The organism is Ochrobactrum sp. XJ1 (assembly GCF_024701725.1).
Lineage (GTDB): Bacteria > Pseudomonadota > Alphaproteobacteria > Rhizobiales > Rhizobiaceae > Brucella > Brucella anthropi.
In genome coordinates, this window is record NZ_VDGD01000018.1 from 46,386 (window position 1) to 58,585 (window position 12,200).

Genomic DNA, 12,200 nt, shown 5'->3' on the forward strand with positions numbered 1-12,200 from the left:
AGCGATCAATGGAATGATCACCCTCTCAAATTCAGTCCTACCCAATTTGACGGATTTTGCAATATACAGCATCACCAAAGCGGGCATTTTCCTACAATCTTAATACGAGATTCCGTGCCCCTTCTCTCGTCCGCGCGTTTGCTGCTGCTCGTGTGCCATCTCGATTTTCTGCGCCTGTTGAGCGGCCTGAACGGTCGTCACAAGCTGGTCAGCTTTCGCGTACCCGGCTGCGAACGCTTCAACCCGCTGCTGATCAGCACCAGGCATCGCCTGGGCGAGGCGATCGCGATCAAGCTCATTTGTTCCCGGCAAAACGAACCGGTCGCGAACTGTCTCGACAAACCGGCGCAACTCACCCATTGCCTGCTGATCATCCGCCGATCTAATCAACGTCCCTAGACGATCTGCAGGCGTTCTCTCGATACGACCGACAAGCTCGCGTGCAGCCTGCGAAAGATCATCAACTGGCTCCCGCATCAGGGTACGGAACCGCTGCTCGTCCTTGGTCAGATCATTTCTCAGATTGCTTCGAACCTGGCCGTAATCCTGCAAGGCCGAGATCGCCGGCGAGACCGCTGCCAGCGCCTTTTCTCGCACGCCATCATTTCGGCCGAACATGCTTCTGCTGCCGTGAAGCTCGCCAACAGATGCTGGATTATCCCGAATGGACTGCGCGAAATCGGCGACTGGAACCCGTCCGTCATCGATCCGGTTCCGCAGCGCAGAAAGCACAGCTTCCGGCCGCTGCCAAACGGCTGCAACAGCCGTCTCAAGACGGCGTGTTGCTGATTGCATGACCGGCCGGGTTTCCATCCGTGCCGCAACCGTCGCCTCGATGCTATCGCGCCAGTCGGAGATAGCTGCAACAAGGGGTTTTTCTGGTGTCGCAAACATCGCCTGCCTCTTTTCATACTGTTCGACTACCAGCCTCTCTTTCGCTTCGCTGTTGAGCGTCTGCGCGATTTCGAGGCGCGTGAGGTCCTGACCGGCCTTCTGCCCGGCATGGATCAGTGGCCAGTTGTCGATGAAAGCCTCTCGAACCGACTCCGGTATCAGCGACTGAACCTGATTGCGATCGTCGGCGCCGAGATCCGGACCGATGGCAACGACAGTCGCTTGCGGAACAATGGACGCAATTTCCCGATTGAAGCGCTGAAGATCCGTGGCGGCTGAACCGTCCCTTAATTCATATCCAGCACTCGTGAACCAACGCCGACGTGCACGATCCGTATCGGAGATTTCGGCATGTCCTAGATTATGCTCCAATCGGGAAAGGGCTTGACGAACCGCAGAAGTCATTTCGGGGAATGTGATGTCCGGAACCGTTACGACTTGCCGCTGTGACGGTTGATATTCCGGCCGATGTTCGGCGGCTTTGCCCTGATGCTGCTCGGGCCGAATGACATGGGCGAATTTCGTACCGATGGCTTCCAAACGCTCTGCAATTTTCGTGAAGCGCTCTCGCAATGCCGCAAGCTGATGACGGAACATATCCCCAATTTCGCTCAATGATGGGATGCCTCGCCGTTCAGCAAATTCCTTCACGCTCAGACGGTAATCGTCAGTCCGTTCATAAGCGAGCGTGGTATCCTTCATGCGATCGCGTGAAAGTGTATCCACCAACTTATCCAGAGTTCCGAATTCATCGGAACCTGCATAAAGGGTCGCACTATCTCGATGCCGGCTCATCGCAACATACGTCATGTGCGCGTCCATCGTCGGGCTCGCCAGAACGTGGGCACGATCGACCGTCGCGCCCTGGCTCTTATGGATCGTCGCTGCATAACCATAATCGATATTCGCGTAATCGCTCTGTGCGACGGTGACGCTTCGACCGTCAAACAGACCAATCACGAGACGGCCGCGACTAGCCTCCTCGACATTGCCGAATGAACCGTTCTCGACGCCAAGCTCACGGCTCTTCTCCAGAAATACAATACGATCCCCAACCGCAAACTGACGCTGGCCCCGATCAGTCCGGAACCCGTGTTCTTCCTGAAGACCGCCACCCTCTTTGATGACGTTACGGGCAGCCATATTCAGAGCGAGGACATCGACATTGCGATGCGCAAGCATCAACACATCGACGCCGGCCTCCCAATCACTCCGCCAATTGGCGATCAAAGAATTCCGAGCCGATGCACTGTCAGGTTCGAGCTGTACGAGATCATGTTCGACGTAGCGCCCGATCGCGTCCGCGGTATTCCCCTTGCCGAATTCAATGGTCGCATTCTGCATCCATTCTTCGCGCTGACGGCGAACGCCTGTAAGCTCGATATACCCTGCGTCATCGGCAATAGCCCGGAAGGCGGCACCAGCTTCAATCGGCTGCAACTGGCGCGCATCGCCAAGTAAGATGAGCTTCGCTCCGGCTTCCTCCACCGCAGAAACAAATCGCTGCATCTGTGCCGAACCGACCATGCCAGCTTCATCAAGTACGAACACATCGCCCGGCCCCAACTGGCGAAGGCCGTTCTTCCAAGATGCCTCCCAGGAGGCAAGTGTGCGGGATTCAATACCAGCACTTTCCTGCAATCCGACAGCAGCCTTGCCGGCCAACGCTCCGCCTACGACACGTCTCCCCTCTCCCTCGTAAACCGCGCGTACTGCGTTCATCACTGTCGATTTGCCGGCACCTGCGTAACCGACCATGACGGCGATACCCGCATTTTCAGTCAGCCGAGAAATGACAACCTTTTGCTCTGGATCGAATTTGAAACCGGCACGTTTCTCAACATCCGCGACAACCTTATCGGCGCTCTTCTGATTGACCGCAAAACCGTCCCGACCGACTAGCGACCGCGCAGAAGCGATCATGGTTCGTTCGGTATCGAGCACTTCCGTCGTTGTATATTTTGCGCGCTCAATGATCTTGTCTGTCATCGGATCAAAGATCGGTGATGCGATCATCACCTGATTTTCAAGCGCGCCTACGCGGAGGAACAGAGCCTGAAAATCCTCGTAGGAATCGGTGTAGCGATGGACTGTTCGCGCAACGTCGCGCTCATCGAAGACAGACTTTTCAGCGGTGATCAGCTTCAGGATGATGGAAGGATCTGCCATCACCTGCTGGCGGCGTGTCGCTTCGATCTCTGCATTGATCTCTATGCGATCCGACTTCACCCCTTTCCGGTCCATCCCCTCGGCGGTAGGCCCGCGGTGCATGGTTGGTTGGATCGCAATTCCCTGCTCTGAATAGGAGCGGTGGTCAACACGAATATCGAACCCGTGTGAGGCAAGATGATGGTTCTGCACATCCGCCCATGCTTCTCTCAGTGCAGGGATGAGCTCCTTGTCTCCGGCGAACTGGCGATAGAGAGCATGGCCGTTCTTCGAGAATTTCGGCTCACCATTCTCATCAACCGCGCGAACATTTTTTGCTCCAAATCCCTCATCTGTCAGAGGCCGCAAAGCGCTCATGATATGAACGTGCGGATTGCCCTTGATCTCGTGATACGCCCAATCCGCCACGATCCCTTTCTTTGAAAAGTTCTCCTCCACGAATTCGCGGACCAGGGCGATGTTCTGTTCTCGCGAAAACTCAATGGGCAGGGCAAGTGTCATTTCACGAGCAAACTGCGCGTCCTTCCTGTTCTCGGATGCCTCAACTTTATTCCAAAAGGCCTCCGACGCTTGAACCGGGGAAAGGTTCGCAAGAGCCTGCGCCCAATCCGGCGCATTAGCTGGTATCGCGAATTCGCTGTGAACGTTTCCCCTCTTGTTGGAAAAATCATAGGACCGTTCATAGGTCTGATTAGTCATGGCGGCGCAGTGGCGATATGATGCTGCTGCGACCGCGCTTTGCCCGGTCGCCCTGCTTAAAACCTTCGCATGAAGATGAAATATCGCCATGCGAACACACATAACAAGCAGGTATCGACTTGTCGATACATAAGTGCGCCCTTAGAAACCGGAGCGCTGCGCGGCTCCGGACGGGACTGACAATGCGTTGGCTACGCCAACCCTTTGTTTTTCTCTGTGTCTCGCTATTGCTCGACAGCTTATCGAGTGGAATTCAATCTTGCCGTATAGAGCAACTGGCGGTATCAATGACGAGTGTACAGCGCAACAACGGAGGTTATTCGTGGCTCGCACATCAAAGGTATCGAAGATCCAAGACGAGATTGCACGTCTCCAGCAGCAGCTAGACGCTGAGCGCGCAAAAGAAGCTGAAAGGTTGGGAAGCCTAGCGGTCAAAGCCGGCCTCGCTGACGTTGAAGTCTCCGATCGCGATCTGCTCAAGGCTTTGAAAGAGGTGGCCGAGCGATTTCAACAAACACCCGCCGAGTGAAGCGGGACGCTTAGCGCTCCTGCTTGGTAAGCGACAAAGGGAGTATCGAGACAAGATGGCGGCAAATCGGCAAAAGGATGCGCATGAGAAAATCATGCTTGGTGGGCTCGTCGTGAAGGCAGGTCTTCGTGGTGAGAACCCCGCCTTTATCCTCGGTGTGCTGCTGACTGCTTTTGAGCAAAAGGATAACGAGAAGCTTCGCATTGCGATGATCGAAAAAGGCAGGAAGGCTTTTGAGAAATGATACGGAAACCGCCTGAACCTGCTGTTGGAGTTCTCGTTATCACTGCTATCGTGGCGGCGGTCATGACGCCGCTCTTGTGGTACTTCCGTTTCGTAAACCCATCATGGCCTACGGCGAACGGTCATTTCGTCCAACTCTCATTTTCGCAGGCATGGGATTGCCTGACGATATGGAAATGGGGCGCTTGCCGATCCCATCTTGAAGCGATCGGAAGCCCCCTCGCCGGCTCAGCTATTCGCAACCAGGTAGTCGTTATTGCGCCTCTTATAGTCGCTCTCGCCCTCCTCGGAGTATTCATTTATCAGAAGTGGCTCGTGGTTCGGCAACGCATCATTATCTCGGGAATGGTCGTAGAGGGAATGGACGCTTTGTTGCGTGCTGCTCGTTACGAGCAGAAGCACAATCGCTATCCGAAGACTCGCGGAATCCATATGTTCAATGGATGGCATTACACGCTCCCTCGCGAGACAAATCACACATTCATCCTTGGCGCTCCGGGGGGTGGCAAGACGGTAACTTTTCGTCGCATGATCGGCTCCGTTGTCGAACGCGGGGACAAAGCTATCATCTTCGATGAGAAGGGTGACTATACCCGCATAACACCTCCATCGGTTCGTGACGGAAAAGAGGTTCCTCCGCTTCTTCTGGCGCCACAGGATGACCGTTCGGCGGTTTGGGATATTGCGGCCGATTTGATCGTGTCACAGGACGCTGTTGAATTGGCGCAACGTATCATTCCCGATGACGGACATCCGTTTTTTACGCAGAGCGCTCGCGCTGTCCTCGCCGGCTGCGCTATCAAGCTGATGGCGGAAAAACCGAAGGAATGGACATGGCTCGATCTGCTCAATGAAACGCGTCAGGATCAGGAAAAACTGCTCCGGATCATGCTCAAGTATCAGCGCGGAGCCGACATATTTTTGACCGCCGATTACAAGCAGGTCATGTCCACTCTCGGACAGCTCGAAACGAATATGCGCCTGCTCGAAATGCTGGCGACGGCATGGCCGACCTATGAGGGAAGACAGCGATTCCGGTTGCGTGAATGGCTGGTCAACAAGACCGATCAGAGAACTGTCATTGTCCAGCACTCCGGTCGATATGCCGAACTGTCTGACGGCTGGATCTCCGCGCTTTACGCGGTCGCAGTCTCTACGGTAACGGACAGTAACCTGCTTTCAGACCATGACCTGCGCCGTATATGGTTCTTCCTTGACGAATGGGGTCAGCTTCCTGAAATTCAGGATTTCGAGCGCTTCGTTACTCTCGGTCGGTCCAAGGGGGTCTGTGCCGTTCTCGGTCTGCAAGACCTGTCACAGATCGCCAAAAACTACGGACAGGAAGTCCTTGACGTCCTCATTGCGTCTGTTGGCACAAAGGTCATAACTCGTATCAACTTTGGCCCCACAGCCGAACGCATGGAACGTGACCTGGGCGAGACGACATTCTATGAGTATCGCCGGGACATGATGACCGATGGCACGACGAAATGGCTGAAGGAGACGCATCGCGCCAGCCCTATCGAACGATCGGAATTCAGCACGGAATTGGGCGTCGATGATAAAGGTGTGACCGCCTTCGTTACCGGGATCGGCAAGAACGTCTATCAGGTCAAATTCCCCTTCCCTGAAGACGCAAAGGATCATCGCCCGTCGAACGTTCCGGCCGAGTGGACCTACACCTTTAAACCAACCGGCACCTTCACCAGTGACGCCGATATCGACGTCTATGTGAAGGCGGTTCTTGGTAAGAACTCGCCGCCGCCACGAGGTGCGCTCCCTTCGACCGAAGATACCGAACAAGAGGACTTGCCGCTTGAAGAAGCCTTCAAAGCGGCGGCCGCGGCCGCACGCGAAAATGCGAGTGCTCCGGCACATCCAGAGACGGCCGGAGACAAGCCCGAACAGGTCGATCTTTTTGAGAAGTACCGCTAGTCGTCCTAGTGGTAGGCCTCCATATCGGACGCCGCCCGCACATCAATCGACACGTGCTTTATGACATTCCCGTCCTTGTCTTTCGCGACAAGCATTTTGGGATTGTAAGCATAAACGCCGTTGTAATTGACGCGATAGATCACGCCGATCTTTTGCCAACGCTTTTTGGCGCGCATCACTGTATCTCGAAAGACTTCGAGTTTAGCCGCCAGCTCGTCATTTGTCGGAGTTGTCCCATCCGCTCGCGGATTTAACACCAACTCCCGAAGCATCTTAGACCAATGCCTGTTTTTTGGAGGAGGGTTATCCGCGAGTTCTGTCAACCAAGAGAGATTCACGCCGGCTTCACCCGGTTTTATTTTCTCTGGTTCAGGTGGGCCGTCAAACGTTATTACCTTTGAGATGCCCTTCATCTGTTCCGCCAGTCTGTCGTTCCCACGTTCGATTTTATTTGGTGCGCTTATTGGTGTACTTTTATACAAGAGAACGTCCTAACCGTTATCATCTCCCTTAATGGAGTCAATGTTTTGCTCCATCCAGCAGAATCATTTCACAATGAATCCTGCGACATTTTCAATGTCAAATACGACTAGCTTGGCAGGAGCTTTTTCCCCTCGGTCCGCAAGGTGCCGTCTGGCCCGACATGCCGATAAAGGGTCGATCGGGTAATGCCTAATTCTCGGCATAGTTCCCCGACCTTCGTTCCCGGCTGGCTCATCGCAGCCATAGCCAAACGTAACTTCGCCTTGGTCATTTTCGGCGGTCTCCCTCCTACTCTCCCGCGCGCTCGCGCAGCAGAGAGGCCCGCCACAGTACGTTCTATTGTCAGTTCGCGTTCATACTCAGCCAGAGCGGCGAAGATCCCGAAAACCATCTTGCCCGCCGGCGTCGTCGTGTCGATTGATGCGCCATGTCCGGTTAGGACCTTCACGCCGATGTCTCGCGCTGTAAGATCATGAACCGTGTTCACCAGGTTGCGCAGATCGCGGCCGAGCCGGTCGAGCTTCCACACGACAAGCGTATCCCCTCGCCGCAATGCTTTCAGGCACGCCGCAAAGCCCGGTCGATCGTCGCGTTTCCCCGACGCCAGGTCCTGATAGATGTTGTTCGGATCGACTCCCGCTTGCACGAGACTATCTCGCTGCAGGTCGAGACTCTGCGAGCCGTCCACCTTCGATACACGCATGTAGCCGATTAGCATTCAGCCCCCTGTGCCAAAAACGGTCATTTTTGGGACAAATGTCAGTGTGTGCCATATCACCTCCCGAATCTGTCAGAAAACCCGTAACAAAAACAACATATCAAAAACGTCAGTTTTGGGACAGCGTTTTACGGCGGCCTTCAGCCGCAGGGTTTTCCCACAGGCTCCGGCCTTCTCTACGGCGCCATTGGGGGCGCGCTCAGGCCTCCGCCTGCTACGCCTGCTTTCCCTCGAAAGCAGGCTTCGGCCCTCCGGGCTGGAAAAACCCTTACTGCATGGAAGGCCGGCTTCGCCGGCGACTATTTCCTTGTTGAAATGCACCGATCCTCGATCCGGTCAAATTGCAGAGCCTCGCCATGCTCGCGGGCTCGCCGCTGCGCGTGGCTCCGGTTCCGGTCGCAAGCGACCGAATTTGACCGGATCGGGCGGTTCGGTGCCATCCTGACCTATCGGGACGAGGGGCATCGCCCCTCGCCCGTTGGCGAGAAAGTTCGATCCGCCTCCGGCGCGGATCGAACAAGGGGCAAGTCCTATTCGAGGAGAGACAGGGCACGTATGAGCCCGCTTTCACTGTCGGGCGTCCAGCGTTGATAGTCGTAGACGCGGACAATGGTGCCGGCGGGTTCATCAGCGCTCGAGATGAGCGGAACGATCAGCTCGGGCAGCGTATCGAGCGATACACACGGATAGCAATCCAGGGCGCCATTTGGGCGTTCGAGCTCCACACGAAACAGGTGGGTTTGGGAATCAGTCATTGAACTCTCCGTCTCAGGGAAGGCGAAAGGGAAGCCCCCGCCGAAGCGGGGGCCGGGTGGATCAATCCCAGGGGATGACCGCCATCAGGCTTTCGTCATCCTGCCCCGGATAGCGGCCCAGGTTCGCGTTCAGCTTTGCAAAGCCGGTGTTGACGGTGAGCGTATAGTATTCGCCGCCCCTCTGGTTCTTCTTTTTCCAGATGCCGCCGATCTCGATCCGGCGGTTGCGCGGGGACTTCGCGTAAAGCCGGTAGACCGGAGCCTGAGGGTTCGTGCTCTCAACCGGCTCGCCGGTGATGTCGATGTCGAAGGTCAGCGTTGCGAGGTTGCCGGTCAGCGTGTCGGTTTCGGCGTCGATCTGGATGAAGTTTACGAGGTCAGACATTGCGCGATCTCCTTTGCTTGCGTTGTCGATGGACACGAGAAAGGACCGCACAAAGACCGGGCTGCACCCGAAGGGCCGCAGCGCAGCGGAGGACGGCATTGGCGGGCGATTTTGACTCGCGAGGAAGCGCCGCAGGCGCGGGGAAAATCGTTCGGTTATGCTGTTGCTGGCCGGGCGGACGGTCCTAGTGGCCTATTCGATCGACAACGCTGCCATGCAAAGGGATTTGATCGCTATGTCTTTGCTCTCGTCCCATTTCATTCCATAGCCGAAACCGGCATTTTGACCGGCACGGCTTCACAGTGTTCGTCCCGACGACATTGACATCAATGGCCTAGGCGTCGCGCGCACGAAACTTCCTGCTCCGTGCCGCCAGCTACGCTACACAGCTTTCGCGCCCGTCTATCGAAATGACAGTCGGCAATCTGGAACATGAACCAGGCCGGTAGCTTGGTCCTTCACCTCAAACTGTCAGCGCCGCTTTGCAAAGCGTGCACAGCTCCCTACATCTTGCCGGCAGGACCTCGATGCCAATGACCATCATCGGTATTCGCGCCGTCCCCCCGGCCTGCTTCGGCGGGGGCTTCCCTTTCGCCTTCAACAATTCGAGCGCCCTAGTTCATGGCAGATTTCGCCAAGGCCCGCAGTGTCGGCGCGAGGTGCAATTCACCCTTCGGCGAGCGGTACAGCATTGACAGGAAGTAGCGCGCCGGCTTCGCGATCTCGGCCGCGCCCGGCTTCAGCGCGGCGGACCGCACCAGCTTCTCAGCCACGATCGCGAGCGCCGCGGCCGCGTTCATCCGGCCGGCGACCTGTACGCCCGCGACCCATGTTTCGCGCGGTATTTGTATGAGCGCCCGGATTGTGTCGGCCTGCCCCTCCAAATCGCGCCAGGACGAGAAACTGATGCCATATTCGGCCTGAAGCTGGCGGCAAGCTAGCCGTAGCAGATCAAGGGTGGTTGCAGGATCATCATCACTACGTTCCCGGTCTTGCGCAGACGGTTCCGCTCGCACAGGCTCTTTTTCGAGAGCCCATTGATCGGCGGAGCCGATCTCAGAACTAAACTGAATCGATCGTGCGTTAGCGCGATGCCGTTCTCTTCTTACTAATGTCGTGGGGGTTGTAGTTGTATATGGGGGGACAGAATTGTCCTGCGCGGGGGACTCTTTACGGCTTTGATCGGCAGAATCATCATTCTGTGGCGATGACCCCGAAGGTTGCTCGGACGGCTCATACAGTGCAAGTGCGTCCTTTAGGAGGTCGACGAGCTGCGCAAGGTAGTCAGGATTTGCCCTCTGTTGGTGAAAATCGACTACGAGCGCATTGAACTTCTCCTCGAAACCCTGCGTCTCATGACCATCACGGCGAAGCTGTTCGAGCGCATCGACGATCTGCCGGGCGACACCTTGGCTTTGCCGTGTCGTCTCGCGCATCGATCGCCACTCATCGACATGAGCGCTCGCCAGTTCTTCGAGTTCCGCGAGCCGCGCTCTGGCGGGCGAGAAATCAAGGCCGAAGCTGCCCCCGCCTTCCCGATTTACATAGCGGCGACCGGTCGGGCTGTCGCGATAAGCGACAATGCCCGCCTCCACGAGCGAACGAATGGCGCGGGTGACGGTTTTCTCGCAGACGCCAAGATCATAGGCCAAACGGGCATTTGATATGGCGACGACGGGACGCTTGCCCTCTGTCCAGTCCTCTGCCGGGGAGATAGCAAGAAGCGTGTCGAGGATCTGGTAGGGATAGCCTTTTATGCCAAGGCGACCGGCGCATTTCTTTAGCGCGCTCGCAACCTGCGCCTTGGTCGCGGGGCGGTTGTCTTCCCTCATGGCAAGGGCAGCGCTGGCAAGAATGCCAGGCGTCACCCTTCTGAAACTGGCGATGGTCTGCATCGGATTCCTTTCTGAAATCCGGGCAAAGCTCACCCGTTCGCAAAAGCTGCGCTCGATATTGACAGTGAGGGAAAGGAGCCTTAGATTGAGACTTGAGTTTTTGAGATGGGTCTCTCGGAGCGACGGCAATCGCTTCTAAGATCATTCTTTCCCCCCGATGTAGCTTGCTGCGTCGGGGTTTACTTTTTCCGGGTTAGGGTTTCTCCTCGTTCCAAATCACACGACTCGCAATCGCGTCAGCCGCAAACGCTAACCGATTTGCTTGATAAAGCAAAATGATTCGGGAAATTTTCCGAGCTACAGCTTTCAAGCGAACCGGTCACAACTTGACAAGCGCTTGCGTCGTAAGGGTTTTTCCTAAACCCAAAGCCTGTGGGATCGCATTGTCGCACAAGCGCAATCGCATCATCGTGGCCGGCTTTACGAACACTTCCGGCACTGATCATCAATGACTGATTCTCTCGGTACTGGCGAATCTGCCCGCATCGTTACCCACTGCCAGGGAGAGGTGGAAGGGTTTGGGAAGGAGGAGGAGGGAACCGTCCCTCCTTCCCATGGGAGGGTGTTTGAGGGAGGGGCGTACCGCCCTTCCCTCATGGGGTGAGATTGAGAGGGGCGGCTTGCCCTCCCCTCTTTCGAGGGGTTTGGTCCGGTCGATCCGGGACAAACTCCTGTGCCCGCGATTTGAACCGGGCCACTAGCGCCCGTTGGATACGCGGCGGCCAGCACGATAAAAGCGCCTGCGTCAAAGGGCTGTCAGGATCGCGGTCCATGACCTCCTTTGTGTAACCAAGATTCCAGCGCTTCCACTGAAATGAATTCTTCATGTCAGCCTTCGGCCTCTATCGGACTTGAGGACGGGCAGCCTCGATAAAGGCTGCGATGGCATCTTTCCGCGTGGCGAAACCGTCCCGCATAGGGCGATCATCATTGAAGATCACAAACCATTCGCCGGTTACGAAAGTGCAATCGATAATGCCGCCTGCGTCATGTGGGTTCGTCATCATCCCGTTCGGGATTTCGCTCCATCCCGGCACGAAAGAATTCAGGGTCTCCAAATCAGTCATAGGCCGTCCTCCTTCATGGCATGGCGAGCAAGCTCCGCCTTTTCCGCAATAATCCGGTGCAGTTCCGCAACTCCGGCCTCAAGGCAGGCTCTCCCTTCGAGATGCCGGAATTGCATCCAGAAGGCGGCGCGTTCCTCGCGCGCCGGTCCTATGCCTGCCTGTTGTTCCAATTCTCCAATGGTGCCCATGGCTCATCCTTTCCCGCGCCGCTCAAGCGGCGCGACGTTCCTCGATCTCGTCAACTTCGGCTGTGATCTCGCCCGCGTCAGGCTGAAGGCTATGCAGATAGGTAACGGCACGCTCTGCATGGGATGCCGCCTGAAAAATCGCCCGTTTGTCGTTGTTCAGGACCTTGAGTTATCCGCAGCAACCCATAATGCGAAGGAAGGCGGCCAGATTGCCTAAAGTTCGGGGTTTCGGGCCACCTT

General features: G+C 56.4%; 12 protein-coding genes. 4 read left to right on the top strand and 8 right to left on the bottom strand.

Going from position 1 to position 12,200, the window contains the following annotated elements; all coding sequences use genetic code 11:
- Positions 1-99 precede the first annotated feature (99 nt).
- Positions 100-3,864 carry a Ti-type conjugative transfer relaxase TraA gene (traA, locus tag FG152_RS23900; RefSeq protein ID WP_100560299.1) on the bottom strand — a complete coding sequence of 1,255 codons (3,765 nt, stop codon included), beginning with the start codon at positions 3,862-3,864 and terminating at the stop codon, positions 100-102.
- Between the two features lie 220 nt (positions 3,865-4,084).
- On the opposite strand from traA, the gene FG152_RS23905 reads away from it, so the two are divergent.
- From FG152_RS23905 to FG152_RS23915, 3 genes are read left to right on the top strand one after another with little or no spacing between them, the layout of a single operon-like run.
- On the top strand, positions 4,085-4,291 hold the full coding sequence (locus FG152_RS23905; RefSeq protein ID WP_157803361.1) for a TraC family protein: 207 nt from the start codon (positions 4,085-4,087) through the stop codon (positions 4,289-4,291).
- Positions 4,292-4,346: 55 nt separating this feature from the next.
- A complete protein-coding gene (locus FG152_RS23910) occupies positions 4,347-4,535 on the top strand; it encodes a conjugal transfer protein TraD (RefSeq protein WP_100560295.1) in 189 nt (62 codons plus the stop codon).
- Entirely contained in the window at positions 4,532-6,469 is a 1,938-nt protein-coding gene (locus tag FG152_RS23915) for a type IV secretion system DNA-binding domain-containing protein (protein ID WP_100560293.1), read from the top strand. The genes FG152_RS23910 and FG152_RS23915 overlap by 4 nt, the downstream gene beginning before the upstream one ends.
- A gap of 5 nt (positions 6,470-6,474) precedes the next feature.
- Here FG152_RS23915 and FG152_RS23920 read toward each other — a convergent pair whose 3' ends face one another.
- The 7 genes from FG152_RS23920 to FG152_RS23950 form a co-directional block, all read right to left on the bottom strand.
- On the bottom strand, positions 6,475-6,951 hold the full coding sequence (locus FG152_RS23920) for a hypothetical protein (protein ID WP_146617407.1): 477 nt from the start codon (positions 6,949-6,951) through the stop codon (positions 6,475-6,477).
- A 107-nt stretch (positions 6,952-7,058) separates the two neighbouring features.
- On the bottom strand, positions 7,059-7,670 hold the full coding sequence (locus FG152_RS23925; RefSeq protein ID WP_100560289.1) for a recombinase family protein: 612 nt from the start codon (positions 7,668-7,670) through the stop codon (positions 7,059-7,061).
- A 530-nt stretch (positions 7,671-8,200) separates the two neighbouring features.
- Positions 8,201-8,425, bottom strand: a complete 225-nt coding sequence (locus FG152_RS23930) for a hypothetical protein (protein WP_100560287.1) — start codon at positions 8,423-8,425, stop codon at positions 8,201-8,203.
- Between the two features lie 61 nt (positions 8,426-8,486).
- Complete coding sequence (locus FG152_RS23935; protein WP_100560382.1) at positions 8,487-8,810, bottom strand: DUF736 domain-containing protein; 324 nt, start codon at positions 8,808-8,810, stop codon at positions 8,487-8,489.
- 614 nt (positions 8,811-9,424) lie between these two features.
- Complete coding sequence (repC, locus tag FG152_RS23940; RefSeq protein WP_100560285.1) at positions 9,425-10,705, bottom strand: plasmid replication protein RepC; 1,281 nt, start codon at positions 10,703-10,705, stop codon at positions 9,425-9,427.
- Between the two features lie 842 nt (positions 10,706-11,547).
- Entirely contained in the window at positions 11,548-11,772 is a 225-nt protein-coding gene (locus tag FG152_RS23945) for a hypothetical protein (RefSeq protein WP_100560283.1), read from the bottom strand.
- Entirely contained in the window at positions 11,769-11,960 is a 192-nt protein-coding gene (locus FG152_RS23950) for a hypothetical protein (protein WP_100560281.1), read from the bottom strand. Before FG152_RS23950 ends, FG152_RS23945 begins: the two co-directional genes overlap by 4 nt.
- On the opposite strand from FG152_RS23950, the gene FG152_RS23955 reads away from it, so the two are divergent.
- The gene (locus tag FG152_RS23955) at positions 11,959-12,177 is read left to right on the top strand and encodes a hypothetical protein (RefSeq protein ID WP_498988802.1); all 219 of its coding nucleotides are present in this window, start codon (positions 11,959-11,961) and stop codon (positions 12,175-12,177) included. The genes FG152_RS23950 and FG152_RS23955 overlap by 2 nt on opposite strands.
- Positions 12,178-12,200: the final 23 nt, after the last annotated feature.

What these genes read in the sequence shown, in the direction of transcription:
- traA (WP_100560299.1), bottom strand. Translation starts at nt 3,864, where the DNA reads ATGTGTGTTCGCATGGCGATATTTCATCTTCATGCGAAGGTTTTAAGC.
- FG152_RS23910 (WP_100560295.1), top strand. Translation starts at nt 4,347, where the DNA reads ATGGCGGCAAATCGGCAAAAGGATGCGCATGAGAAAATCATGCTTGGT.
- FG152_RS23915 (WP_100560293.1), top strand. Translation starts at nt 4,532, where the DNA reads ATGATACGGAAACCGCCTGAACCTGCTGTTGGAGTTCTCGTTATCACT.
- FG152_RS23925 (WP_100560289.1), bottom strand. Translation starts at nt 7,670, where the DNA reads ATGCTAATCGGCTACATGCGTGTATCGAAGGTGGACGGCTCGCAGAGT.
- FG152_RS23930 (WP_100560287.1), bottom strand. Translation starts at nt 8,425, where the DNA reads ATGACTGATTCCCAAACCCACCTGTTTCGTGTGGAGCTCGAACGCCCA.
- FG152_RS23935 (WP_100560382.1), bottom strand. Translation starts at nt 8,810, where the DNA reads ATGTCTGACCTCGTAAACTTCATCCAGATCGACGCCGAAACCGACACG.
- repC (WP_100560285.1), bottom strand. Translation starts at nt 10,705, where the DNA reads ATGCAGACCATCGCCAGTTTCAGAAGGGTGACGCCTGGCATTCTTGCC.
- FG152_RS23945 (WP_100560283.1), bottom strand. Translation starts at nt 11,772, where the DNA reads ATGACTGATTTGGAGACCCTGAATTCTTTCGTGCCGGGATGGAGCGAA.
- FG152_RS23955 (WP_498988802.1), top strand. Translation starts at nt 11,959, where the DNA reads ATGGCTCATCCTTTCCCGCGCCGCTCAAGCGGCGCGACGTTCCTCGAT.
- FG152_RS23950 (WP_100560281.1), bottom strand. Translation starts at nt 11,960, where the DNA reads ATGGGCACCATTGGAGAATTGGAACAACAGGCAGGCATAGGACCGGCG.